The following is a 25,447-nucleotide window of genomic DNA, read 5'->3' as shown; positions in this document are numbered from 1 at the left end:
GGCCGGAGCGGCGTAAGACGGCGGGGCGGAGCGAGCGGAAGGGGTGCGGCCGACCGCTATAACGGGCGCATGATCTTCCACATCGCCGCACTGTCGCGCTGGCTCGACGCCCCCGAACGACCGTATGAACCGGCGACCTTGGCGACCGACGGCACCGTGCACTGCACGGCGGACGAGTTATCCGCCCTCGCCGCGGCGAGCCGCTTCCACCGGGCCGTGGCCGGACCGCTGGTCGCCCTGAGCGGCCTCGGGGAAGTGGGGCACGTCCCCGCGCCGCCCGGCACGGCGCCTCGCCGCGTTGTCGCAGCACCCGAGTACGTCCAGTACACGGGCACTGCTCCGCCTTGCGAGGCACCGCACCGGACGACGCGGAAACGCACCCCACTTCCCCGAGGCCGCTCCGTCCTCGACGAGGACCGGCTCGGCGCCCGGCTCGACTGGGTCCCGCCCGCCCCCGGCTCACCCCTGTCCGGCCGGCCGGGAACCCTGCTTTCCAGGGTGCGCGGCCCCCTGGACCGGGCCGCCGTGGTGGGGCTCCTCGACATCGTGCGCGACGGCGACGGCCGGGCCACCGCGCTCGTACCGCGCCCCGGGGCCACAGCGGAGTGAACCCACGGGCCGAGGCCCGTCACCCCTGCGGGTGATCGTTCGGATCACCGCACCATCGGTCCGGCCCCATGCGCCGCGGCCCGGACCCCGCCGCACCGACAAGGAATGCCCCGGATGACCCACGCCGACACCACACCCCCGGCCGCCCCCGCCGACCCGGCCGCCACCGCCCAAGCCGACCCGGCAACCGCCGCGGGCGCCGACCTCGCCGGGCCCGAGACCGTACGCACCTGCCCGTTCCGCCACGAGGTGGCCCTGGAGCCCGACCCCTTCATGACCCGGCTGCGCACGGAGGCGCCGATCACCCGCATCGCCATGCCCTACGGGGAGGGCGACTGCTGGCTGGTGACCCGGTACGCGGACGTCCGCACCGTCACCTCCGACCGCCGCTTCAGCCGCGCCGCGCTCGTCGGCAAGGACTTCCCGCGCATCACCCCGGCGCCCATCGCCCAGGACGAGGCGATCAACCTCATGGACCCGCCGGGCCTGAACCGCGTCCGCCGGCTAGTCATCGGCGCCTTCACCACCCCGCAGGTGGAGGCCCTGCGGCCGTGGGTCCAGGCGACCGTGGACACCCTGCTGGACGAGATGGCGGCGGCCGTGACCGCGAGCGGACGGGCGGACGTGGCCGGGCTCCTCGCCGACCGGATCCCGCTGATGACGATCTGTCAGCTGATGGACGTGCCCGAGGCGGACCGGCCGAAGCTGCGCCGCTGGGCCGGCGCCATGATGTCGATGCGGCCCGACGGAAAGGCCGCCGCAGTCGAGGCCAAGACGGCGCTGCGCGCGTACTTCGGTGAACTCTCCCTCGCCAGGCGCCGCAGCCCCGGCCCCGACCTGATCAGCGCACTGGCCACGGCGCGGCTCGGGGACGAGGTGCTGGAGGAGGGCGAACTCGCCGTGCTGACCATGCTGTTGGTGGTCACCGGGCACGACACCACCACCTACGACATCGGCAACATCGTCTACACCCTGCTCACCCACCCGGCCCAGCTGGGCCAGTTGCGCGCCCGCCCCGCGCTGCTCCCGCAGGCGCTGGAGGAACTGCTGCGGTTCATCCCCTTCCGCCAGGGCGTCGGCATCCCCCGGGTCGCCCTGGAGGACGTCGAACTCGACGGTGTACTGATCCGGGCCGGTGACACCGTCCAGGTCTCCTACCTGACGGCCAACCGGGACGAACTGGTCTACGAGCGGCCCGACGAACTCGACTTCGAACGGACCGAATCGGCGCCGCACATGGCCTTCGGCTACGGCAGCCACCACTGCCTGGGAGCGCACCTGGCCCGGATGGTCCTCCAGGTCTCCGTCGGCACACTGCTGGACCGCTTCCCCGGGCTCCGGCTCGCGGTGCCCGCCGCGGACGTGCGGTGGAACACCGAGTCGATCTGGCGCTTCCCCCTCGAACTGCCGGTCACCTGGTAAGGATTCCCACCCCATGGCCATTCTCTGCCGCCCCGCCGTCACCGTCCCCGAGCACGTCATCACCCTGGAGGAAACCCTCGGCCTGGCCCGGCGGCTGCACGCCGGACACCCTCGACTCGACCTGGCGTTACGGCTGATCGAGAACACCGGAGTGCTCACCCGGCACCTCGTGCAGCCCATCGAAGCCACGCTGGAGCACCCCGGATTCACCGCCCGCAACGCCGTCTACGCGGCCGAGGCGAAGGCCCGGGTGCCGGAGACCGTGCGCCGGGCGCTGGCCCACGCGGACCTCGGGCCCGAGGACATCGACATGATCGTCTACGTCTCCTGCACCGGCTTCATGATGCCCTCGCTCACGGCCTGGCTCATCAACACGATGGGCTTCCGGCCGCAGACCCGCCAGCTGCCGATCGCCCAGCTGGGCTGCGCCGCCGGGGGAGCGGCGGTGGGGCGCGCGCACGACTTCTGCCTCGCCTACCCCGAGGCGAACGTCCTGATCGTCGCGTGCGAATTCTGCTCCCTGTGCTACCAGCCCGCCGACCTGGACGTCGGGAACCTGCTTTCCAACGGCCTCTTCGGCGACGCGGTGGCCGCCGCCGTGGTGCGTGGGCAGGGCGGCCGGGGCGTGCTGCTGGAACACAACGGATCGCACCTGGTGCCGGACACCGAGGACTGGATCTCCTACGACGTGCGCGACACCGGATTCCACTTCATGCTCGACAAGCGGGTCCCCGGCACGATGGCCCAACTGGCCCCCGCGATGGACGCCATGGGCGCACGGCGGTCATGGGACGTGTCCCGGCTGGACTTTTACATCGTGCACGCGGGCGGGCCCCGGATCCTGGACGACCTGTGCGCGCACCTCGGGCTGCCGTCCGCGATGTTCCGCTACAGCCGGGCCACGCTCACCGAGCGCGGGAACATCGCCAGCGCCGTCGTCTTCGACGCGCTGGACCGCTTCTTCGAGGACGGCGGCGCCGCGCACGCGGCGCGCGGCCTGATCGCGGGCTTCGGGCCGGGCATCACGGCGGAGATCGCGCTGGGGCGCTGGCACGACGGCCGGGGCGAACCGCCGGTCGCGGCGCGGCGGGACCGGCCCACGCGCACGGCCGTCCCCGTCGGCGGCGCCTGACCACCGCCCCCCGAAGATCCTGCTCCTGCGCGGCCGGGCCGAACTGGACGTCGTCGAGGGCATCCCCGAGGAGTTCCTCCAGGCCAACGGCACCTACACGATGACCCCCGAGCAGCGCGTCGTGTGGGAGGCCGAGGTGCGCTCGCTCTACGACGGCATGGTCCGGATCGTGGTCACGCCGACCTGGGCGAAGCTGATCGACTTCGAGACGACCCTCCCGAGCGCGGTCGAGGAACTGGTCCGGGAGCGCGCAGCGCGCCAGCGCGCCTGAACCTCGGTCATGCGTTCGTCCTGCCGGGTTCCACGGGCCCCCGGACCCGTGGGTCGGGCCCGCCCCGGGACGCGGCTACGCTGATCGCATGACTGTGCTCGTGTACGAAGACTTCGCCACCGGACGCCATCGGGAAGCCTCCCTGATCCGGCACGCCCTGGGCAGCGCCCACGACGAGGAACTCGTCGCGGGCCTGGCCGGGGGCATCGGCTTCATGTACTTCGTCTTCGAGTACGAGGGCCGCACGCCCATCCCCACCATCGTGGCCCAGGCCCACCCCGAGCCCTGGGTACAGGTCGCGCTCGGCCGCCTGGGGGTCCCGTACGACGCCACCCGCGCGATGAAGCCCCGCTGGGGCCGGGTCCGGGCGGCGCTGGACGAGGGACAGCCCGCCTTCTGCGTCGTCGACCGCTCCTCCCTGCCCTGGCACGAGAGCGACCCGGCCGCCGAGATGACCGGCGCCGACCCGTACACCGTCGTCATCGCCGGGTACGACGGCGACGACCTGCTGATCGACGACGGCGCCGAGTCCCCGCACCGGATCGACCGCGAGGAGTTCGGAGCGGCCTGGACCGCGCACCGCAAGGGCCGCCACCAGCTGATCGTGCCCACCGGGCCGCCCGAGGGGGAGCCGGACGTGGCGGGCGCCATCGCCTCGACCGTCACCCACCTCACCGGGCCGGTCCTCGGCAATCACTTCGACGTGAACTTCGGCTTCACCGGGATGGAGAGGTTCGCCGCGCAGCTGCGCGACCGGACCACCGGGAAGGGCTGGGAGCGCCGGTTCGGCGGCTCCCCGGAGGCGTTCCGCGCGGGCACCGGGCGGCTGTACGCCTGCCTGGAAGAGGAGTGGACCGCCCCGGGCGCCACCCGGCCGCTGTACGCGGACTTCCTCGACCTCGTCGGGCACCCCGAGGCGGCCGGGCTCTTCCGGGAATCCGCCCGCCACTGGTCGGACCTGGCCGCGCTGGCCCGGGACGCCGACGCGGAGGCCGACGCCGAAGGGCGCGGCGCCCTCTTCGACGCGTGTGCGGAGCACGTGGACCGCTGCCTCGAACGGGAGGGCCAGGCGGTCAAGGCGCTGCAGAAGTAGCGCCCGTACTCGTCCCGCCCCTCGGCCTTCCCCTCAACCGGCCCTGGGGACCAGCGGTTCGTGGCGGGGGTACACGTGGGCGGGCGTCACGATCCGGGTGACGGCCTGCCCGAAGAGCGTGCTCGGCTCCTGGTTGTCGGTGCGCACGTCGGTGTTGAGCAGGATGACCATGGTCGCCTGCGCCTGCGGGAGGAAGACGGTCAGGCTCTCGTACCCGGGCAGTGAGCCGTTGTGGCCGATCCAGCCCTGGACGTTGAAGATGCCCAGCCCGTAACCGTCCCCCGAGATGTCCATCGGGGTGGTCTTCAGGCGCTCGGCCTGGGTCGCGGGCGTCAGCAGCGTCCCGGTGGCCAGGGTGCGGGCCCAGCTGCGCAGGTCCTGGAGGTCGGAGATCATCGAGCCCGCGGCCCAGGCCCAGGAGGGGTTCCAGTCGGTCGCGTCCTCGATCTTGCCCGAGGCCGTCTGGTCGGTGTAGCCGTGCGCGTGCGGATCCGGGAACTGCGTGCCCGTGGGGAAGAGCGTGTCGTGCAGTCCGGCGGGCTCCAGGACGTCCTGGGTGATGACGTCCTGGAGTGGACGGCCGGTCACCTTCTCCACCACCAGACCGAGCAGGATCAGGTTGGTGTTGGAGTACTGGAACTTCGCGTTCGGCGCGAACTGCACGGGGTGTTTGAAGGAGTAGTCGAGCAACTGCTGTGGTGCGAAGGCCTGCTGCGGATCGCCCTCGAAGGTCTTGATGAAGTCCGGGTCCAAGGTGTAGCTGAACAACCCGCTGCGCATGCCCGCGAGTTCGCGCAGGGTGATGCGGTCGCCGTTCGGCACGCCGGTGATGTACCTGCCGATGGGGTCGTCCAGGCCGGCCTTGCCCTGGTCGACGAGCTGGAGGAGGGCGGTGACCGTGAACGTCTTGGTCTCGCTGCCGAGGCGGACGCGGAGGTCGGTGGTCATGGGGTCGCCGGACACCTTGTCCGCCACGCCGAAGGTCTTCACGTAGCTGCCCTTGCCGGGGGCCCACAGCCCCACGGTCGCGCCCGGCACCTTCGTCTCGCGCATCACCTGGCGCACGGCGGCGTCCAGTTGCGCCGCGACGGCCGGGGTGAGCTGCGGGAAGGCCGCCCCGGTGCCCGGGGAGGGCGAGGCGGAGGGGGAGGGGGACACGGAGGCGGAGGTGGAGGCGGAGGGGGACGGTACCGGGGAGGTGGCCCCGTACGCGGAACCCACCGCCAGCGGGGTGATGAGCACGCCCGTCGCGACGGCAGCCGCGCAGGCCCGGCGCAGCCGGATGGGGGTTGGCTTCACCGCACGGTCTCCTGTCGTCCGAGGACCCCGAGGACCCGGGTACGAACCCAGCCCCACCACCGTAGGCCCGGGGCGGCGGAGCGGCCAACGCAGCGGCCGGCGGACTGGAGGGTCCGCCGGCCGTTCCGTGTGCGTCGGGGTTGTCGCTACGGGGTCAGGGGGTCGTCTTGCCGACCTCCAGGTCCGCGGTCGGGTCCTTGACCTTGCCACCGGGCGGCCCGGCGGCCGCGCTCGTGTTGTTCGCGGTGTTGGGGTCGTGGGTGAGGGAGTCGACGGTGGCGGTGTTGCGGATGTCGGAGCCGTCCCCGGTGTACTCCGGATCCAGCTTCACCTTGATCACCCAGGTCATGGAGGCTCCGGGTGCGAGGCTCGGCAGCGGGCCGCAGGTGACGGTCCGTCCGGAGGTGCACGTCGCGTCGCCCGAGACGAAGCTCAAAGCGGTCGGCAGCGTGTCGGAGACGGTGATCTGCTCGGCCTGCGAGGGGCCGTTGTTGGTCACGGTCAGCGCGTAGTCGAAGGTCTCGCCCGGGGCCACGGGGGCGGTCTGGACGGGCTTCTTGGTGATGGCGAGGTCCGCCGCGGGATCAGTGACGTGCCCGCCGGGCACGGTCGCGGTGCTCTTGTCGTTCCCGCTCGCGGGGTCGATGTTGTCGGCCGTCACCTGGGCGGTGTTCTTCAGGTCGCTGCCGTCTCCGCTGTACGCGGGATCCACCTTGACGGTGAGCAGGTACTCGACCGTTTCGCCGACCTTGAGCGGGCTGGTCCGCTTGCACGACACCAGGTGTCCGGCGACGGTGCATCCGGCGGGCGAGGACGTCACGTAGGAGAGGCCTTCGGGGAGGGCGTCGGAGAGCTTGACGTTGAAGGCGTCGGCCGACGGGCCGTTGTTGGTGACCCGGATCCGGTAGTCGAAGGTCTCGCCCGGCACCGGCGGCTTGGTGCCGACGGCCTCCTTGGTCACCGCCAGGTCGGCGGTCGGCTTGTTGACGGTACTGCCGGGCAGGCCCGCCGGGCTGCTCGTGTTGTTCTCCGGCTTGGGGTCCTTGGTCGTGGAGGTGGCGGTCGCCGTGTTGCGGATGTCGGATCCGTTGCCCGTGTATCCGCTGTCGAGGCGGACGGTGAACCGCCAGGTCTTGGACCCGGTGGGCTCCAGTACGGCCACCGGGCCGCAGCTGACCGTACCGTCGGTGACCGAGCAGCTGTCGGGGGAGGAGACGAAGGTGAGCTGCGCGGGCAGCTTGTCGGTGACCGTGGTGTTCACGGCCCGGGACGGACCGTCGTTGTGCGCGGTGACCACGTACTCGAAGGTCTGCCCGGGGGCGATCGGCGTGTCCGTGGCGGGCCGCTTCGTGGTCCAGACATCGGCCTGCGGCTCGGTGACCCCGCCCGGCGGGAGCACGGCGTGCGAGGTGTTGTCGGCGGGCTCCGGGTCCTTGGACGCGGAGGACGAGGTCGCGGTGTTGCGCAGGTCGCTGCCGTCACCGGCGTAGGCGGCGTCCAGCTTCACCTTGAAGGTCCACACGACCTCGGCGCCGGGGACCAGCCGGGCCAGCGGACCACAGGTGACGGTCCGCCCGGACACCGAGCACGGGTCCGCCGAGGACACGAAGGTCAGACCGTCGGGCAGGGTGTCGGTCACCTTGACGTTGCGCGCGTCGGAGGGACCCTTGTTGCTCGTGCGGATCTCGTACTCGTACTCCTGGCCCGGAATGGTCGGACCCGCGCCGAGCGGCGTCTTGACGGTGGCCAGGTCAGAGACCGGGTCGAACGGTCCCGGTGGCAGCACCGGAGCCGGCTTGTTGTTGGCGGGATCGGGATCGACGGCGTCCGACTTGCCGGTGGCGCTGTTGCCGAGATCGGAACCGTCGCCCTGGTAGGAGGGACTCAGCTTGGCCTGGAAGCTCCAGCTCTTGGTCTGGTTGGCGGCCAGCTGGGCCTCGGGCCCGCAGGTGACGGTCTGGCCGATGGCGGTGCAGCCGTCGGAGGAGCCCACGAAGGAGATCCCGGCCGGGAGCTTGTCCGTGGCGGTGACGTTACGGGCCACCGACGGGCCCTTGTTCTTCGCGGTCAGCGTGTAGGTGATCAGGTCACCGGGAGCCTTGGCACGCTGTGCCGTCACCTCGACCGTGTGCCCGCTGCCGGGCAGGGCGGCGGCCGCGGGGACCGGTCCGGTCCACAGGGCCGCGGCGCAGAGCAGTGGAGCCATGGCCCACACCGCCGACCGCCGGCCTGGTGTCGTCGTCATCGCGCATCGTTTCCGTTTCGTGCGGGAGGAAGGGAGAAAGGGAGAAAGGGGGGAGGAGGGGGAGCGGGAAAGGGAGGGGCCAGGTCAGCCTGCGACGGCCTGCTTCGAGAGCTCGATGTCGGCGCTCGGCGGGCGGACCTGCCCGCCGGGCACGCCGTCGGAGCCGCTGTTGTCGAGCGGGTTCGGATCGGCGGTGTCCGCGCGGGCGGTCGCGGTGTTCCGCAGGGCCGTGCCGTCACCGCTGTACGCCGGGTCGAGGCGCACGGTGAAGGTCCACGAGCGGGTTCCGCCCGGAGCCAGCACCGCCTCCGTGCCGCAGGTGACGTTCTGGCCGGCCGCGGAGCAGCCGCCGGGCGAGGAGACGAACGAGAGCGCCGTGGGCAGCGGGTCCGTGACGGAGACCTGCCGGGCCACGGACGGGCCCGAGTTGCGCACGGTCACCGTGTAGGTGAAGGTCTCGCCGGGCGCGACGGGGGAGCGGCTCTCGGCGGCCTTGACCAGCGAGAGGTCGGCCCGGGCGGCCGCCACTCCGCCGGGCGGCGGCGCGGGTGCGCTGGTGTTGTTCGCGGGCCGCGGGTCGGTGACGGCGTGCTGGATGCTCACGACGTTCCCGAGGTCCGAGCCGTCCCCGTCGTAGGCCGGGTCGAGTCGTACGCGCACGGTGAACGAGAAGCTGTCCCCCGCGTTGAGGCTGGAGCGGCTCAGGCACGTCAGCTGCTGTCCGAAGGAGGTGCACCGGTCGGAGGAGACGAACCGCAGCGGCCCGGGGAGCGTGTCGGAGAAGCGGACGGAGGTCGTGTGGGAGGGCCCCAGGTTGCGCGCTGTGATCTTGTAGTCGAACTCCTGGCCCGGGACGACCGGCCCCGCCCCGACGCCCTGCTTCTCCGCGACCACGTCGGCGAGCGCCGTCACCACCGTGTCGGGGGAGGTGGCGGTGTTGTCGGCCGTGTTGGTGTCCGTACGGTCCGCCGGGGCGGTCACCGTGGCCGTGTTGGACAGGGTCACGGGCTGCGCCGGGGCCGTACCGGTGATCGTGTAGGTGACCGTGCCGCCCCGCTTGAAGTCGGCCGTCGTGTCCAGGGCGTTCCCGGTGCCGGAGGCCGCGCCGCAGGTCCCGCCGGTCCCGGCCTTGCAGGTCCAGGTCACGTCGGTCAGGCCGGGCACGGTGTCGCGGACGGCGGCGCCGGTGACCTCGTTGGCCTGGCTGTTGGAGACGGTGAGGGTGTAGGTCACCGGTCCGCCACCGGCGGGCACGGTCGCCGGGGACCCCTTCTTCGTGATGGTCAGGTCGGCCGGTACGTTGATCTTGAGGTCGTCGATCTCGTGCGCGTTCGTCGCGCCGCCGGTGCTCCCGGAGAAGCCCACCTTGAGGGTGTCGGGCAGTTTCGGCTGGTCGGTGATGCCCGTGACGTCGAAGTCGGTGATGAGCTGGGTCAAGGCGGTCCCGGGGCCGCTGTCGGACCACACGGACAGGAGCATCTTCGTACCGCTGGGCAGCAGGGAGACGCGTACCGTGCGCTCTTTGTCGCGGCTGCCGGTCTCCACGGTCTTGTCCGGCCCGTCCGCGGCCGTGCCGAAGCGGTACCCCGTCGAGCCGTTGCCACCGCCGCGCACCACGATCCTGTTGGACTGGAAGCCCGGACCGCCGTTGCCGACCACGGCCGAGGAGAAGTTCCCGAACTCGTCCAGCCCGATGCCGAGGTAGGCGCCCGGTACGCCCGAGGTCGTACAGCGTGATGCGACCGGCCCCGAGCAGGCGTAGCCGAGGCTGCCGCCGGAAGGGCCGACCCCGTCGGTCGCCGTACCGTCGGTCAGGTAGAACGACAGGCCGTCACCCCGCTTGCCGTCGAAGGCGGTTCCTCCGTAGGTGGCGTACCGGAACTCGGCGATGAAGCCGAGGCTGGAGGGGAAGGCGTCCTTCATCTTCCAGGTACCGGCCTGGGTGGAGCTGGCCGGCGTCAGGCGCAGCCAGCCGCTCCCCGGATAGCTCGCGTTGCCGCTGATGGAGCCGAGGTTGGTGGAGCTGTCGAACGTCTCGTTGACCGGGAAGGCGAGCGCCCGGGGGCCGCGTCCGTCCGCGTGACCACGGTGCACGGCGGCCGGGGCCGCAGCCGGGGCCGGGGCCGGGGGTGCGTCCGTGGCCGTGGCCGAGGGCGCGAGCGGCAGCAGCAGGGCGGCCGCCGCGCACAGCACCGTTACGGCGGCCCGCCGCCCCCGGTCGTTCCAGCTCCTGGGCACTGTCATACCGGTGTGTTCCTCATCTGCTCGTCCGCTACGGATGGCGTGGATGGCGTGGTGCACCGGCGGTCATGCCCGCGACCGTGCGCGTACGCGGGCGGCCGTGCGCAGCGCCGCCCCACCGGCCACCAGCGAGGCCGAGGCCCACAGCAGCCACCCCGGGACCTTGGCACCGGAGTCGGCCAGGTCCCCGCGGCCGCCGTGGTGGTCGCCGTGCTGGTCGCCGCGGTGGTCCTCACGACCGTGCTGGTCCTCGCGGCCGTGGTCGCCGTGGTGGTCGCCGTGACCGTCGTCGCCGTCGTCGCCGTCACCACCGTCGTCACCGTCGTCGTCTCCGTTCCCGCCGTGGTGCTCCTCGCCCCCGGCGGGGAGCAGGCACAGCCGTCCGCCGTCCGGACCCGTCGTATCCGGTGCGTTGGAGTTGTCCGACAGGTCGGGATCGGAACTCGCGCTCGTGACGTGGGCGATGTTGTCGATGGGCGTGCACTTGCTCGCCGGGGGATGCGCGGCCCGGTCCTCGGTGGCGGCGCGCACCGTGATCCGGAACTCCGCCGTCTCCCCGGCGGCCAGCCGCTCGCGCGGCGGACACACCACCAGCCGGTCCTCGCCCGGCGCGATCACGCAGTCGTCGGGCGAGGAGAGCAGGGTCAGCGTGGACGGCAGCCTGTCGGTGACCGTGATCTGCCGCGCCGTCGCGGGGCCCTGGTTGTGCACCGAGATCAGGTACGTGAACTTCTCACCCGGCCTGACGTGCTTGCGCCCCTTCGCGAGCACCGCCGTCTTGCGGAGCGAGAGGTCGGCCGTGCGCGTGTTGGGCGGAATCTTCAGGCCCGCCAGGGAGGTCGAGTTGTTCTGGGAATCGGGGTCCGGCGTCGCCGCGTCGACGATCGCCTCGTTGACGATGTCCTCGCCGTCCCCGCGGTAGTCGGCCGCCAGCCGCACCGTGATCACCCACGCGTGGGACAGGCCCACCGGCAGTGTGGACAACGGCCCGCACACCACCGTCCTGCCGCTCGCGGTGCAGCCGTCGCGGGAGGACACGAACTCCAGCGAAGCGGGCAGCCGGTCGGTGACGCGGACCTGCCGGGCGGTGGACGGCCCGCGGTTGGTGACCGACACGATGTAGTCGAACGTTTCGCGCACCACGGAGGCGGAGTGCTCCCGCTGCTCCGGGGCACCGGAGACGGCGGGCCGCAGCACGCCCGACACCGCGAGATCGGCGCTCTCCGGCGCCTGCGCGTCCACGGGGGGACGTACGGGCGTACGCACCGCCGGGTCCGAGCCGCTCGGTACCGGTACCGGAGTCGCCGCGGCCGGAGTCGCCGCGGCCGGAGTCGCCGCGGCCGGGGCCGGCGCGGCGGGCGTCGACGGGGCGGGTTCCGCCGCGGCCGAAGGCGTCAGGGGCAGGCACCAGCAGGCCGCCACCGCGCAGAACGCGGTGAGGGCCCGCCCGTACGACCCGCCTGGCCGGTTCTGGGAGACACGTCGCATCGGGCGCCCTTCGGAGAATCCGGCTCCTCAGGGTGGAGCGGTGCGGTCAGCTATTCACACAAATAGGCATGATGAGGACCTCACGGTGATCGTTTATGGCTAATGGGTGATCAAGTTCAGCCCGTCGGCGGTAGGTGTGGGCCGTCGCGAATCCCCCGCTCGGTCAGGCGGCGGGTTTGCCGGGCTGGTCGTGGGTGGAGCAGTGGATGCCGCCGCCGCCGGAGGCGATCGTGTCGATGGAGACCGGGACGACGTCGCGCTTGGGGAAGTGGTCCTGGAGGATGCCGCGGGCGCGGTCGTCGGCTTTGGTGTCGCCGAACTTGGGCATGAAGACGGCGTCGTTGGCCACGTAGAAGTTCGCGTAGGTGGAGACGAAGTCGTCGCCCGCGCCCTTGATGCGGTTGAGGTCGGGCTGGGGGAGGTCGATGATCTCGAAGCGGCGGCCGTGGGCGTCGGTCGCCTTCGAGAGGACGGATTTGGCCTGGTCGGCGGAGCGGGACCAGGAGTCCGGCGGGGTGTCGGGGTGGGCGCGGTCCAGCAGGACGACGCCGGGGGCGGTGAAGCGTACGAGGCTGTCGACGTGGGCGTCGGTGATGTCCTGGCCGCGCACTCCGGCCAGCCAGACCACCTTCTGCACGCCCAGGGTGGCTTTGAGGTCCGCCTCGACCGCGTCCCGGTTCTTGCCGCGGTTGCGGTTGTCGTTGACGATCGAGCTCTCGGTGATCAGCAGGGTGCCCTCGCCGTCGGTCTCGATGGAGCCGCCCTCGGCGACGAGGGGGGCCTGGACGCGGGGGATGCCGTACTTCTGGAGCAGGGTGCGGCCGACCGCTCCGTCGTTCTTGTGTTCCTGTTTGTTGCCCCAGCCGTTGAAGTTGAAGTCGACGCCGATGAGCTTGCCGCCCTGCTCGACGAAGACCGGTACGGTGTCGCGCGCCCACAGGTCGTCCACGGCCAGCGGGATGACCTCGACCCGGGCGCCGCAGGCCCGCTGGGCCGCGTCCACCTGGTCCGGCCGGGCCATCATCACCACCGCCTCGTAGTCCCCGACGGCCCGCGCGATCCGTGCGATGTCCTCGCGCACGTAACTCAGGTCCTCCTTCCAGACGGAGCTGAGTGCGGGCCAGGCCATGAAGGTGCGGGTGTGGCTCTCCCACTCGGCGCCCAGGCGGCGCCCGCCACCCGCCGCCGCGGTCGGGGAGGGCGCGGCAACGGCTCCGGCCCGCGCTCCGGAGGCGGAGGGGCCGCAGGCCGAGGCGCCCGCGACGACGGCGCCGATTCCGGCGAGGGTGCGAAGGGCGGTCCGGCGGGTGGGGGGCGGAAAGGGCACGGAGGACTCCGATCGTGGGCCGGCCGCGGGGTGCGTGCGGCCGGGGCGGGCGCGCGGGATGGGGCGTAGGGCCACAAACCGGGCTCTACGGACCAGAGTGCGCGCTCGGCACGGCGACGGCCGCTCGGTACGGAGAGCGGAGCGGCCACGTGCCGCCACTGTCCCACTGACTGAACATTCAGTCAAACCGCGTGCGGGCCGCCGCCGCGGTCATCGCCGGCCTGCCGCTCACGGCGGGGTGAGGAGGGTTCCGAGGCCCGCGCACAGGAGCCGCACGCTGCGGACGTACTTCTCGTCCTCGCCGACGGCCGAGGCGGCGGCGACGGTCATCGGGAACCGCTCGTGCAGCGCGGCGGCCTCCTCGGGGCCGATGGCCACGGCGGGTGGCGCGCTCTGCTCCTGCAGGACGAATCCGGTGACGTGGCCGAGCAGGGCGTCCGCGCCGATGCCGCCGTCCACCGCGGGCACGCCCGCCTCGTGCAGGGTTTCCAGCAGCCGCTCCATCAGGGCCAGCGCCCCGGTGCTGAGCACCTTGGGGCTGTCGGCGAGCATCACCGCCCCGCCGGGGTGGCGCCGGATGGTCCGGCGCAGGGCGACGAGCTGGGCCTCGACGCGTTCCTGCCAGGGGGCCCCGGGTTCCAGCGCGGCGAGGGCCGCGGTGCCCGCCTCGTACGCCTGCCGGGCGACCCGGTCCGCCATCAGCTGGACCAGGGCGTCCTTGCCGGGCACGTGGTAGTAGAGGCTCCCGGCCTGGGCGTCGAGCCGCTGTGCCACCTTGCGCATGGACAGGCCGTGGTAGCCCGATTCGGCGAAGACCGCCATTCCCGCGTCGATGATCCGTTCCGTCGTCAGCTTCATGGGGCGAGTCTAACGCGGTTTTCTAACACTGTTTGAATTTGCCCGTGTGTCGGGCTACTCTCGTCCCCGAGACAAGCGACGGGGATCGAAGGGGGGTGGTGACGATGGGCGCACTGGTGTTCAGCGTGACCACGGCGGCACTGATGGTTCTGATGTTCAAGGGGGCGCTGGCCCTGCTCGGCGAGGGCACCCTGCGGGGACGGCGCACCCCCTGGGCGGCGGTGGGGCTGACCGCCCTCGTCGTCGCCGGACTGGTGACGCAGCTGACCTGGTCGGGTGCGATGGACACCTTCGACAGTGACCCCGCCCGGTCGGGCTGGTGGCGGATCGTCACCTCGGTCTTCATGCAGAACGGCGGCCCGGCCGGCGACGCGTGGAACATCGCCACCATCGCCGTCATCGCCGCGCTCGCGGAGTGGTTCTGGGGCGGCCCCCTCATGCTGGGCCTGTTCACCGCCGGAATCCTGCTGCCGACGTACGTCGACATGCTGTTCGGCCAGAGCGACCGCAGCACCGACCCGCGCAACTTCGCGGGCAGCTCCGGGGCGACCTACTTCCTCGCCGCGACCCTCGCCGCGCCCCTGCTCCTGCGCGCCCTGCGGGCCGGGCGGAGCGGGGTCAACGCGAAGGAGGCGCTGCTCGCCCTCGGTGCGCCCGTCCTGGGCCTGACGCTGTGGTTCGCCCAGTCCAACGGCCACGGCCTGGTGGCCGCGTACGGCTTCGCCCTCGGCGCCCTGACCTGCCTCCTGCCCCGCCGGTCCGCCGCCCCCGGCACCGCCCCGGCGCGCACGCCGGACGCGGAATCGGTGCCGCGCTGACTCGTTGACTCGCTGACATGTTGCGCGGCCGATCCTGATGGCCGCCCCCCGGGTCCGGTCCACCCCGCTCACCAGGCGGGGCGGACCGGGCCCGGCGGTGTGATGCGGGTCAGGTCGGCGACGAGCGCGCCGAAGCGCGCCTCGCCCAGGGTTTCCCGCCACGGCGCGACGGCGGCCCGGGCCGCCCCGTCGGCGGCGCGCGTGGCGGCCCAGCCGGTCCCGGTCAGCCCCAGGAGGCGGGCGCGGGCGTCGCGCGGGTGCGGATGCCGCTCCACGTACCCCTTGCGGACCAGCTCTTCGACCAGCTGGGCGGCGGCCTGCTTGGTCACGCCCAGGTGTTCGGCCAGATCGGCCGTGGTGGCGTCGCCGTGGGAAATGCGGGCGAAGGCGAAGCCGTGAGCTGGTCGCAGGTCCTCGAACCCCTGGTGGATCACACGGGTGTGGATCTCCTGTACCAGCTGTCCGGAGAGGGCCAGTACGAGTGCGGAGAAGGCGAGGGCGTCATCCATGACCTTGACTATAACTCGTCAAGCTGCTTGTCTATGTGGACAAGCTACTTGTCTACATGGAGGCTGGCATGCCGTTCATCCGCAGTGACGAGGCCGTGGTGCACGAGATCCACGGTGGCCGGTTCGTTTCCTACGTCCGCACGGACACCGGCAGCCGCGACCTCGCCGCCTGGCGCGTCGAGATCCCGGCCGCGATGGTGGCTCCGGCCCACACGATCAGCGCCGAGGAGACCTTCTACGTCCTCTCCGGCCGCCTCCGGCTCACCATCGACGGTGACAGCGCCGAACTCGGCGCCGGTGACGCGGCGGTGGCGCCGGCCGGCTCCACGCTCGGGGTCGCCAACACCACCGACGAGCCCGCCCACATGTGGGTCACCACCCGCGCCGGGCTCACCGCGAAACTGGCCGACGGCGCCACCATCACACCGCCCTGGGCCCAGTAGCCGCTCAGGGGGTCAGTAGCCGGACGAGCAGTGCGGTCAGGGTGCCGGACGTGAGCAGGGCGCCCAGGACGGTGAACAGCCGGTCGACGGCGGGGGTGTCCCAGCCCTGGATCGCGAACCGCCGGGGGTCCTCCGGGTCGTAGCGCACCAGGACGGAGGACCCCACGCGGGCACGGGATCCGACGGAACCCCGCCCGAAGCGGGACGCGTACTCGCACGCCCGCCCGTCCGGGGTCGTCCAGGCCGCGACCGGGTAATGGAACGTGGCCCCCTCGTCGTCCCGCCGGGCATCGTGACGGACGATCCAGGCCCGGGCGGTGACTCCGTCGCGCCGCAACGCGCCGGCGCGGCGGAGTCCGTACACGCCGAAGCAGAGGAAGAGCGCGCCGATCGTCAGCGGGATGAGCGAGAAGAGCCATTCACGTTCCATGGGGGGTCCGACGCGCGCGTGGGGGTGTTGGTTGCGGACGGGGCGGCCGTGGTGTCCACCGTCACGCCGCGCGGAGTGCGCGGGGCCTGCCCATACTGAGGGGATGAGGCGTACTCGTACGGTCATGCTGTGCATCGCCGGCGTGCTGGGCGCAACCCTCCCAGCCGGTGCGTTCGTCAGTCCGGCGTCGGCGTCGCCATCGCCATCGGCGGCGGCCGCTCCTTCAGCTGAAGCCTGCGTCAGCTCGCCCGGCCCCGCCCAGGGCGATGCCCGGAAGGTCCTCGCCATCGCCCGGCAGGCGCAGCGGGAGTTCGGCCTGAACTCGGTGATCCTGAAGGTCTCCTCCGGTGACCGGGACGTGCTCACCACGGCCCTCGGGGAATCGATGACCGGCGTCCCGGCCGATCCGTCGATGCACTTCCGGACGGGTTCCGTGGCCATCGTCTACATGGGCGACGTACTGCTGCAGCTCGTCGAGCAGGGCAAGGCCTCGCTCGACGACCCGGTGGCCCGCTGGCTGCCGGACCTGCCGCACGGCTCGGAGATAACCCTGCGGATGCTCGCCGATTCCACCTCCGGCCTGCACGACTACGTCACGGACCCCACCTTCCTCAAGGAACTCGAAGCCGCACCCTTCCGCGCGTGGACTCCGGCCCAGGTCACGGGCCTCGTAACGGGCAAACCGCTGCTGTACGAGCCGGGGACCAACTGGAGCTACTCGCACGCCAACTTCGCACTCCTCGGCGCCGCGTTGGAGAAGATCAGCGGACTCCCGCTGGACCGGCTGCTGTCGGAGCGCGTGATGAAACCGCTCGGGCTGACCGAGACCACCAACCAGAGCACCCCGCAGATCCCGGAACCCGTCCAGCACGCCTTCACCTCCGAACGCGGCACCTACGAGGAATCCACCTTCTGGAACCCGTCGTGGACCACCGCTCCCGGCGCCGTCCTCGTCCAGAACATCTGCGACCTCGACCGGTCCGCGCGGGGCATCGGGACCGGGAAGCTGCTGTCCGCGCAGTCCTTCAAGACCCAGCTCGACCCGGGCACCATCGGCCTCGGCCACGCGACGTCCACCTGCCCGGCCACCGTCTGCCAGCTGACCAACACGGCGGCCCACCACTTCGGGCTGGGACTGATCGTCGTCAACGGCTGGATCCTGACGAACCCGTCCTTCTCCGGCTACGCGGCCATCCAGGCCTATCTCCCGGCGCAGAAGCTGGCGATCTCCGTCAGCGTGACGCAGGGCCCCAAGAGCCCCCAGGGCAACTCGGCCCAGACCATCGCCGAACGCATCTCCGACGCGCTCGCCCCCGGACACCCGCTCAAGATGCGCTGACGGCCGCGGCTTTCTCCCGGGATGGTGGTGGTCAGAGCTTGGTGGCTTCGTGGACCTGGTCGAGGTGGATGAGGACGTCGTAGGCCCGGCCGATCGCGAGCGTGGGCATCGGGTCGTTCGTGTACGTCGAGCCGGCATCGTGGACCGGGCGGGCCGTGTCGAGCCAGCTACGGCCCGCCGCCCCCAGCGTGCGCAGGTCGAGGTAGTAGTCGCGGTGGCGGACCCGGCCGAGGGTGTACTCCTGCATGTCGGGGGTGGCCGCCGGGACGGTGACCTTGCTCCAGGTGCCGTCGAAGGAGGTCGACGTGAGGAACGACCCGCGGCCGAAGGTGAATCCGATGGCGGCGTAACCGCGGCCGAGCGCGTTGCGCAGGAAGACGCCCTGCGTGGTCGGGTACATCACCGGGTCCGTGGACAGGTACCCCACGTGGCCGTTGTGGGCGGACAGCAGCATCTTGTGGCCGGTGCGGCGGTGCCACCACGTGGTGTTGTCGGCCATGACCCGGTCCCGCAGGTGTTCCGCGGCGGACACCGACTGCGGATCGGACAGGTCGAGGGAGGCGAAGGCGAAGGTCTGGGCGATGTTGCGGGCGTGCTGGGCGGCCCAGGCGCAGGCGTCGTCACCGGCGTTCTCGTGCGCCGTGACCAGATCGAGAGCCTGCTGGGCGGTGGCGGCTTTGGCCCGGCGGTCGGCGACCGGGGTACGCAGGTAGGCGAAGGCGTCGTCGAGGGGGCGCAGGCCCGCGTACAGCCCTTCGAGGCGCGCGACGTCCTGCGGGTGGCTCGTGCGGGCGTGGGACAGGACCCGCTCGAAGGCGGCGTCGCCGAGCCGGGGCGCTCCGATGTCGTTGCCCATGAAGTGGACCTTGCGGCCGGGGTGCCGGTCGTTGTACCAGCGCATCCAGGCGATGAGACTGACGAACTCCTCGCGCTCCCAGGGGGATCCGGCCAGTGTCTCCCCGGCGATCCGCCGGGCGTCACCCGCGCCGCCCTGGAGGTACTCGTCGATGCGCAGACCCGCCGTCCAGCTCATCTCCAGGGCGAAGGTGGTGAAGCCCTGTTCCTCGACGAGGTGGCGGAAGACGCGTTCCTTCATGGCGAAGAACTCGTGCGAGCCGTGGGTGGCCTCGCCCAGCCCGACCACCTGGGCGTCGCCGATCATGGCGCTCAGTGCCCGCAAGTCGGTGGTGCGGCCGCCGGGTTCCGTCGACCGCAGGGGCTGGGCGGCGCGCTCCAGGGCCCGGATCGCGGCGGCCTGCCCGCCGTCCGCGGCCGTCGCCGGGCCGGTGGCGGTTCCGGTGCCGGTCGCGGCGGCGGCCGCCGGGGCGAGCAGGGCGGTGGCCGCGAGCCCGGCCGTCGCCGCGAGCAGCCCCCGTCGGCCGATCGTCTGCTGGTACGCGCTCATGGGGGTCGCTCCTCGGTCCGGTGTTCCACTGGGCAGTGAAACGATCATGGCCCGGGGCGGCGGTGCCGCGCGCTGGGGTTCTCCTCCGACATTACGGGGGATAACCCCCGGCCCGGCTCGGGCGCCCGCCCCCGGTTCCGCTTTCCCCCCGGCTCGGCGACCCGTGCTCAGCAGGCGATGGTGACCTCGTGGACCACCGGCTGGGCGGGCCGGGGGTACGAGGCCGCGGCGAAGGTGGCGCGTACGGTCGAGCCGCACGGGACGGTGCTCGCCGGACCGCGCAGCTGGAGGGTCGAGGCGGTGAAGATGACCTGGCTGGTCCGGGTGCTGAGCGCGACGCCGCCGACGACCTCCGTGGACAGGGTCGTGATCAGCTCCTTCGGGTCGGGCCACGGGCCGCCCGGGGAGGGCGGGCCGGCCAGGCCGACCGTGCCGTAGAACTCGACGGTCGTACCGGTGACTTCGGCGCACACGCGCGTGTTCAGGCCGGCCTGGAGGCCCGAGTACCCGCACGAGGTCACGGTCTCGGTGCTGCCGGTCGGCAGGGCGGCGGCGCCGGCGGGGGTGATCGTGGAAACGGCCAGGACGGCGGTACCCGCCACGAGCAGGGCCAAGCGGTTCATCGGGTTCTCCTTGGTGTGGGCACCGTCCGAGGCTCATCCACGGGCAGTGCTTATGTCATGTGATATTTCACATTGCATTTGAACGAAGGTTGATCGCGAGCTGAACTCCCCCCGGCCACCCCGTGACGAATGGAAGGGGTGGTGCGCGGGGTGGTGTCAACTCCCTTCCCGGGCGCGGCAACCGATCATGCGCCGGAACGTCTACCGGGTACCCAGGTCGACAACCAACGATGAGAAGAGAACGCAGTGAGAATGGTTCTACGTGCGCTGACCGCGGCCCTCGCGGCCGTGGCACTGACGGCGGTCGTACCAGGACCGGCGCTCGCGCGGCCGACCGCCGACTCCATATCCGACACCCGCACCGGAGCCCCGGGGGAGCGGCTGCCGCAGGGGTGGCGCATCGAGGGCGGGGCCCTGGTCTGGAGATCGCCCGAACCCGTGGGCATGGGCGGCGCCCTGGTCGAATTCCGTTCGGGGAAGCGGCCGTTGGGCGTCCCTGAGGCATCCCCCGACCAGCGCACCTTCCGGCTCCGCCTCGACGGGGCGCGGATCGGACCGCCGGGTGACCTCCAAGTGGTCGCCGGTTCACGGCGGTTGGACGCGCCGGGGACCGATGAGGCGACGGGGCGGGCGCCGGGGCAGCAGCGCTCCCTCACCGCGGACGGGCCGCCGGACCCGCTCCCCGCCAACCCGGTCGACCCCGGCGTCCCGGGGACGTACCGCACCAGCAGCGGTGAGTACCTCCTGGAGCCGGTGCGGCTGCCGGGCTATCCCGAGCCCGTGGAGATGCGCGCCACCGTCGTCGGTCCGACGGACGCGCCGGGCAAACGACCGCTGGCGCTCTTCCTCCACGGCCGCAACGCCACCTGCTACGAGCCCGGCAGGAACAGCGCGGGCATGCAGTGGCCGTGCAAGCCCGGATCCAAGGAACTGCCCAGCTACCGCGGCCATCTGCACGACCAGACGCTCCTGGCCTCCCAGGGCTATGTGACCGTCTCGATCTCCGCGAACGGTGTCAGTGCACAGGACGGCCGCACGGCCGACTCCGGGGCGCAGGCCCGTTCCTCCCTGATCCGTCAGCACCTCGCCCGCTGGGCACAGTGGAGCACGAACCCGGGGCAGGCCCCCGAGGCCGTGCGCGCGATGCGGTCCGCGGACCTGACGAGGGTGCTGCTGGTCGGCCACTCCCGGGGCGGGGAGGGCGTCAACCGCGCGGCCCTCGACAGCATGTCCCCGCCGCCCCCCGCCGAGGACGGCTACCGGGGACCGGTCGGCTGGCAGATCCGCGGCACCGTCATGATCGGCCCCACCCTCTTCGGCCAGAACCCCGTGCCGGACGTTCCCTCGATGACCATCCTGCCCGGCTGTGACGGCGACGTGAACAACCTCCAGGGCCAGCTCTACCTCGACGGCACCCGGGGCATCGGCCAGGGCGCGGCGCTCCACAGCGCGGTGTACATGGTCGGCGCCAACCACAACTTCTTCAACACGCAGTGGACCCCGGGCCAGTCCGAGGGCCCGGCCGCCGACGACTTCCGGGACGGCGCCACCCCGGATCCGGTCTGCTCGACCCGGTCCGCGACCCGGCTGACCGCCGCGCAGCAGCAGAAGGCGGGCAGCACGTACATCGCCGCCGCCGCGCGGCTCTTCCTCGCGGGCGACGACCGGGTCCGCCCGCTGCTCGACGGCTCGGGCCGCCGCGCGCCGTCGGCGGACCCCGCCCGTGTACTGACCCACGCCCTCGGCGGCAACCGCACCCCGGCGATCCTGCCCGACGCCCCGCTCGCGGTGACCAACGGGCGGGTGTGCCGGCAGGTGACGACGGACAGCGCCCAGGCCTGTATGACGGACGCCGACACCGGACAGTCGCCGCACTTCGCTCCCTGGGCGGTCACCGACGGCGAGCCGGACCGCAACGCCGTCACGGCCCGCTGGTCCGCACCGGGCACCCCGGTCCGGCTGACGCCGGAGCGCGCCTTCTCGCTGGCGGGCTCCGACGCGCTCGCGCTGCGGGTGATCGTGCCGCCGAACACCCGGGGCACCCTGCTGGACGTCGCGCTCACCGACACCTCCGGCAAGAGGGTGACGCTCGGTCAGGTCACCGTCGACGGCCTCCCCGGCTCCGCCTCGACGGCGTCACACTGGGCGCGCGAGGTCCGCGTCCCGCTGACGGCCGCCCTGCCCGCCGGAGTCGACCTGAAGCGGACGCGGTCGCTCGAACTCACCCCGCGCAGCGGCTCCGGCGCGCTCTGGCTGATGGACGCCTGGGGCTGGCGCCCCGGTACCCCGGCGGTCCACCCGGTCGCGCTCCCGCGCGTCGACATCGGCCGGCTGACGGTCCAGGAGGGCGACTCCGGCACCCGCACGTACCGCGTCCCCGTCCAGGTCACCGGCCAGGGCACGGGCGTGATCAAGCTCGCGGTCCGCGACCCGCAGACCCACCGGTCCACGGTCCGCACCGTCACGGTGGGAGCCGGTGGCTCCGAGGAGGTGTCGATCACGGTCCAGGGCAACTCCCGCTACGACCTCGACCGCAACCACGAGGTCGCGGCCAAGGCCGTGCGCGGCGCGGTGGTCGGCAGCGCCTCCGGGGGCGTCCTGGTCAAGAACGACGACCCGATGCCCACGGTCTCCGTACGAGCGGTCGCCGACACGGTCACCGAGGGGCAGAAGCTCGTCTGGAAGGTGGAACTCTCCCAGCCCGCCGACACCGACATCGACACCCCGTTCGTCATCGTTCCGGTGGGCGCGGGCCCGGAACTGTCCACGAAGGACGTCGACAAGGACTGGCTCTCCGGCCTCGGCGAGGCCGCCGACCCGGAACGCCCCCTGTCCGAGAACGGTTCGTACCTCTGGATCCAGATCCGCAAGGGCCAGACGAGCACCGAGGTGTCCGTACCCACGATCACCGACACGGTGACCGAGCCGGAGGAAACCCTGCGGATGCAGGTGAAGATCTACCAGGAGGAGGGCGAGTGGCCGAACGGCCCGCTCCTCACGGGCCGGGTCACGGACGGACCCGTCAGCGGGGGAACAGCTGGGTGACGGATTGCTTTTGGACAGCCGGTGCGGGATTCGGCCAGAAGTCCGGCCGTCCCGTCCCGGGGCCGAGTACACCCCCTTGACGTCTCAGCTGGTGGACGCTTAGCCTCATGATCGCTTAGCGATATCATTTGCGGGTTCGACCCGCACGGGGGAATGTGGTAACAGTGTTCACAACGCAGGCAGTTGCTCTTGATTTCCGATGTCCGGGTTTGCGGTCCGAAAGCTCGACATCGTGTCGGTGACCAGCTTAGAGAAACCGAATCCGAAGTTAACACCCCTCTTCAAAGCCCCGGTATTCCGGCGCTTCTTCATCAGCCGGGCCATTTCCCTCATCGGTGACGCGGTCGTGCCGACCGCCCTGGCCCTCAGCCTCGTGGCGCGCGAGGCCTCCGCCGTCTGGCTCGGCGCCATGATGGCCGCGGCGATCCTGCCCAAGGTCCTCCTGCTGGCGCTCGGCGGAGTGGCCGCCGACCGGCTGCCCAAACGGCCCCTGATGGCCGCCTCCTCGATCGTGTGCGGGCTCACCCAGATCGGTACGGCCGCCGTCTTCATGGCCGGCCTGTCCCTGTGGTGGGCGCTCGCCTGCCAGGCCGTCTTCGGCATGTCGATGGCCATCGGATACCCGGCGACCTTCGGGTACCTGCCGCACTGCGTCGAGCCCGCGGACCTCGGCGCCGCCAACGCCCTGGTCGGCGCCTGGACCGGGGCCGCCTCCCTGCTGGGGCCCACCGTGGCCGCGGTGAGCGCGGCGCTCGGGCCGCCCTCCGCCGCGCTCGCCGCGGACGGGGCGTCCTTCCTGGTCAGCGCCGCACTCCTGGCAGGCCTGCCGCGCGGGGAGGCCGGCGGGCCGCCCCAGCCCGCGGGGGCCGGGCTGCGCGAGGGCTGGCAGGCGCTGCGCGGCCTGCCGTGGCTGCTGCGGATGACCGTGGTCGACAGCCTCATCCTGCTCCTGGTCGCCGCACCCTTCATGGTGCTCGGGCCGGGCATCGTGCAGCACCTCAGCCCCAACGGGTGGGCCCTGCTGATGGTCTCCTTCGCCCTGGGCGAGCTGCTCGGCAGCCTCGCTTGCGGCCGTCTGCGGCTGCGCCGCCCGATCCTGACCGCCGCACTCGGACTGCTGGCGATGGGCCTGCCGCCCCTGCTGCTCGCCGCGGGCGCCGGGGTCCCGGCCCTGTGCGCCGCGCAGTTCCTCGCGGGCGCGGGCATCGCCGCCTACGGCGTGCTCGTCAACACCGCCATCCAGCAGACCGTCCCCGCCGACCGGCTCTCGCGGGTCGGGGCGATCTCCTCGATCGGCTCCTTCGCCTTCCTGCCGCTCGGATACGTGCTGGCCCCGCTGCTCGCAGGCGTCGTCGGCCCCGAGCCGCTGCTGTGGATCGCCGCCGTCTGGACGCTCGCCTCCGTCGGCGCACTGGTTTCGGACCGTGCCCTGCGTGAATTCGGTCCTCGTTCCCCGGCCGAAACCGTGCGGTCGGGGAACGAAGAGCGAGAATCCGGAGAAGAATCCTGATGCCGGTCACCCGCTATTCCAGTGTGGCCGATTGGGCCCGGGACATGTCGCCGGGATTACCGGCACCGGAAATCGAGAGGACCATCGCGTGGCTGACCGCCGAAGAAGGAAGGATCAGCCGGGAACAGTACGTCCTCGCTTCCGCACCGGCTGATTCCACAATTCCCGGCGTGCCGTCGGCCGGAGGCGGGACAGGAGCGCAATGCGCGACCTGTTATGTAATTCCGCACGATTGCCCGCATACCACCTACGCCACCCGGTCCGTCCTCCTCGGTTCCCCGCTGCGGGACCTCCTGGACCGGCTGCCGGACGCCGCGGAAGCGGACCGTCTGCGGGAGGCGGCGGCAGACCTCGGGCGGCGCCTGCCCGCCGAGGGCACCGACACCCTCGCCGTGGTCTCGCCCGGATCGACGCGGCCGGGTGTGACCCCGGGCGCGGGCGGGTCCGGTCCGCTGGCCGAGCTTGCCGAGCTGGCCGAGCTGGTCTCCGGCGCCGAGCGGATCGCGGCCGAACAGGGCCTCCCCGTCGTGGAGTTCGGCAACGTACGCGAAGAACCCGCATGGGCTCCGCTGCACCGGATCCTGCGCGAGCGGGGGTACGTACCGGTGACCACCGGAGCCGATGCGGTCCTCGACGCGCCCGCCGAGGGGCTCGACGCCTACTTCGACGGCTTCCGCTCCCACCGGCGCAAGGTGCTCCGCAAGGAGCGCGCCCGGTTCCTGGACCGCAACCCCCGCGTCGAGGTGCTGGGCGCGGACGGCCTGACCCCCGACCTGGTGGAACTCCAGCTCGACCGCTACCGGCGCTACGGGCACGAGGCCGACGCCGACGCGGTCCGCGACCGGTTCCGGCGTGCCGCCTCGATCCCGGGACTGCGCGTCCTGCGGGCCGACGGCGAAGGCGGCCCGCTCGGGTTCGTCGCCTTCTACGAGGACCTTCCACACCGGCGCCTCGTCCCCCGCCTCGGCGCGTTCAGCACCGACGACCGGGGCAGCTACTTCAACCTGGCCTACTACGAACTCATCGCCCACGCGGCACGGGGCGGAGGATTCCGCATCCACTACGGGGAGTCGACCTACGGCGCCAAGACGGCCCGGGGGTGCCGGCTGACCCGGCTCGTGACCTACTTCCGTGCGGCCGACCCCCACCTGCACCACGCCCTCGGCGCGGCCGCGGCCCTCCGCTCGGACCTCGAAGAGCGGGAAATCGCCGCCGCCGAGGGCACGTACCCCGCTTCCTGACCGGAGCCCACGACGGCGCCCCGTCCCCCACGGCGCGCCGCGACCTCCACCGCACCGGGCCCGATCCGGCCACCCGGTGCGCACACCGCCGTGTCCGGG

The 25,447-nt window shown here is 72.2% G+C and carries 21 protein-coding genes; 11 read left to right on the top strand and 10 right to left on the bottom strand.

Going from position 1 to position 25,447, the window contains the following annotated elements; translation table 11 throughout:
- Positions 1-69 precede the first annotated feature (69 nt).
- The 5 genes from OHS33_RS01470 to OHS33_RS01450 all read left to right on the top strand — a co-directional run bounded on the left by OHS33_RS01470 (position 70) and on the right by OHS33_RS01450 (position 4,527).
- Entirely contained in the window at positions 70-609 is a 540-nt protein-coding gene (locus tag OHS33_RS01470) for a hypothetical protein (protein WP_330328534.1), read from the top strand.
- Positions 610-723: 114 nt separating this feature from the next.
- Positions 724-2,031 carry a cytochrome P450 gene (locus tag OHS33_RS01465; RefSeq protein WP_330328533.1) on the top strand — a complete coding sequence of 436 codons (1,308 nt, stop codon included), beginning with the start codon at positions 724-726 and terminating at the stop codon, positions 2,029-2,031.
- 13 nt (positions 2,032-2,044) lie between these two features.
- A complete protein-coding gene (locus OHS33_RS01460; protein WP_330328532.1) occupies positions 2,045-3,163 on the top strand; it encodes a type III polyketide synthase in 1,119 nt (372 codons plus the stop codon).
- A gap of 100 nt (positions 3,164-3,263) precedes the next feature.
- The gene (locus tag OHS33_RS39770) at positions 3,264-3,434 is read left to right on the top strand and encodes a hypothetical protein (RefSeq protein WP_443065180.1); all 171 of its coding nucleotides are present in this window, start codon (positions 3,264-3,266) and stop codon (positions 3,432-3,434) included.
- An 88-nt stretch (positions 3,435-3,522) separates the two neighbouring features.
- Positions 3,523-4,527 carry a DUF4872 domain-containing protein gene (locus OHS33_RS01450; protein WP_330328531.1) on the top strand — a complete coding sequence of 335 codons (1,005 nt, stop codon included), beginning with the start codon at positions 3,523-3,525 and terminating at the stop codon, positions 4,525-4,527.
- Positions 4,528-4,560: 33 nt separating this feature from the next.
- Here OHS33_RS01450 and OHS33_RS01445 read toward each other — a convergent pair whose 3' ends face one another.
- The 6 genes from OHS33_RS01445 to OHS33_RS01420 all read right to left on the bottom strand — a co-directional run bounded on the left by OHS33_RS01445 (position 4,561) and on the right by OHS33_RS01420 (position 13,985).
- Entirely contained in the window at positions 4,561-5,826 is a 1,266-nt protein-coding gene (locus tag OHS33_RS01445; protein ID WP_330328530.1) for a serine hydrolase domain-containing protein, read from the bottom strand.
- 154 nt (positions 5,827-5,980) lie between these two features.
- On the bottom strand, positions 5,981-8,071 hold the full coding sequence (locus OHS33_RS01440) for a DUF11 domain-containing protein (protein ID WP_330328529.1): 2,091 nt from the start codon (positions 8,069-8,071) through the stop codon (positions 5,981-5,983).
- 84 nt (positions 8,072-8,155) lie between these two features.
- Positions 8,156-10,315, bottom strand: a complete 2,160-nt coding sequence (locus OHS33_RS01435) for a DUF7507 domain-containing protein (RefSeq protein WP_330328528.1) — start codon at positions 10,313-10,315, stop codon at positions 8,156-8,158.
- Positions 10,316-10,378: 63 nt separating this feature from the next.
- Positions 10,379-11,800, bottom strand: coding sequence for a DUF11 domain-containing protein (locus tag OHS33_RS01430; protein ID WP_330328527.1), 1,422 nt, complete (start codon positions 11,798-11,800; stop codon positions 10,379-10,381).
- A 163-nt stretch (positions 11,801-11,963) separates the two neighbouring features.
- Positions 11,964-13,127 (bottom strand): agmatine deiminase family protein, encoded by a 1,164-nt coding sequence (locus OHS33_RS01425; protein ID WP_330328526.1) that lies wholly within the window; start codon positions 13,125-13,127, stop codon positions 11,964-11,966.
- Between the two features lie 228 nt (positions 13,128-13,355).
- On the bottom strand, positions 13,356-13,985 hold the full coding sequence (locus OHS33_RS01420; protein WP_330328525.1) for a TetR/AcrR family transcriptional regulator: 630 nt from the start codon (positions 13,983-13,985) through the stop codon (positions 13,356-13,358).
- Between the two features lie 104 nt (positions 13,986-14,089).
- Here OHS33_RS01420 and OHS33_RS01415 point away from each other — a divergent pair, with 104 nt between their 5' ends.
- Positions 14,090-14,803, top strand: a complete 714-nt coding sequence (locus tag OHS33_RS01415) for a hypothetical protein (RefSeq protein ID WP_330328524.1) — start codon at positions 14,090-14,092, stop codon at positions 14,801-14,803.
- Positions 14,804-14,871: 68 nt separating this feature from the next.
- On the opposite strand, the gene OHS33_RS01410 is transcribed toward OHS33_RS01415, so the two are convergent.
- Positions 14,872-15,312 carry a MarR family winged helix-turn-helix transcriptional regulator gene (locus OHS33_RS01410; protein ID WP_330328523.1) on the bottom strand — a complete coding sequence of 147 codons (441 nt, stop codon included), beginning with the start codon at positions 15,310-15,312 and terminating at the stop codon, positions 14,872-14,874.
- A gap of 68 nt (positions 15,313-15,380) precedes the next feature.
- Here OHS33_RS01410 and OHS33_RS01405 point away from each other — a divergent pair, with 68 nt between their 5' ends.
- Positions 15,381-15,755: a cupin domain-containing protein gene (locus OHS33_RS01405; RefSeq protein ID WP_330328522.1), complete on the top strand. Its 375-nt coding sequence runs from the start codon at positions 15,381-15,383 to the stop codon at positions 15,753-15,755.
- Between the two features lie 4 nt (positions 15,756-15,759).
- Here OHS33_RS01405 and OHS33_RS01400 read toward each other — a convergent pair whose 3' ends face one another.
- On the bottom strand, positions 15,760-16,185 hold the full coding sequence (locus OHS33_RS01400) for a DUF3592 domain-containing protein (RefSeq protein ID WP_330328521.1): 426 nt from the start codon (positions 16,183-16,185) through the stop codon (positions 15,760-15,762).
- 103 nt (positions 16,186-16,288) lie between these two features.
- Here OHS33_RS01400 and OHS33_RS01395 point away from each other — a divergent pair, with 103 nt between their 5' ends.
- Positions 16,289-17,524: a serine hydrolase domain-containing protein gene (locus OHS33_RS01395; RefSeq protein ID WP_330328520.1), complete on the top strand. Its 1,236-nt coding sequence runs from the start codon at positions 16,289-16,291 to the stop codon at positions 17,522-17,524.
- A gap of 31 nt (positions 17,525-17,555) precedes the next feature.
- Here OHS33_RS01395 and OHS33_RS01390 read toward each other — a convergent pair whose 3' ends face one another.
- Both OHS33_RS01390 and OHS33_RS01385 read right to left on the bottom strand, forming a co-directional pair.
- Positions 17,556-18,929: an erythromycin esterase family protein gene (locus tag OHS33_RS01390; RefSeq protein WP_330328519.1), complete on the bottom strand. Its 1,374-nt coding sequence runs from the start codon at positions 18,927-18,929 to the stop codon at positions 17,556-17,558.
- 167 nt (positions 18,930-19,096) lie between these two features.
- Positions 19,097-19,552: a hypothetical protein gene (locus tag OHS33_RS01385; RefSeq protein ID WP_330328518.1), complete on the bottom strand. Its 456-nt coding sequence runs from the start codon at positions 19,550-19,552 to the stop codon at positions 19,097-19,099.
- Between the two features lie 252 nt (positions 19,553-19,804).
- Between OHS33_RS01385 and OHS33_RS01380 the strand changes: the two genes are divergently transcribed.
- From OHS33_RS01380 to OHS33_RS01370, 3 genes are all read left to right on the top strand, one after another.
- Positions 19,805-22,597: a hypothetical protein gene (locus OHS33_RS01380; RefSeq protein ID WP_330328517.1), complete on the top strand. Its 2,793-nt coding sequence runs from the start codon at positions 19,805-19,807 to the stop codon at positions 22,595-22,597.
- A gap of 199 nt (positions 22,598-22,796) precedes the next feature.
- Positions 22,797-24,107 carry an MFS transporter gene (locus OHS33_RS01375; protein ID WP_330328516.1) on the top strand — a complete coding sequence of 437 codons (1,311 nt, stop codon included), beginning with the start codon at positions 22,797-22,799 and terminating at the stop codon, positions 24,105-24,107.
- 170 nt (positions 24,108-24,277) lie between these two features.
- A complete protein-coding gene (locus tag OHS33_RS01370; RefSeq protein WP_330328515.1) occupies positions 24,278-25,348 on the top strand; it encodes a hypothetical protein in 1,071 nt (356 codons plus the stop codon).
- Positions 25,349-25,447 lie beyond the last annotated feature (99 nt).

Origin of the sequence: Streptomyces sp. NBC_00536 (assembly GCF_036346295.1) — a bacterium.
In the GTDB taxonomy this organism is placed as follows: domain Bacteria; phylum Actinomycetota; class Actinomycetes; order Streptomycetales; family Streptomycetaceae; genus Streptomyces.
Note: the sequence above shows the minus strand (reverse complement) of the source record. Positions and strands in the feature narration are given on the sequence as shown.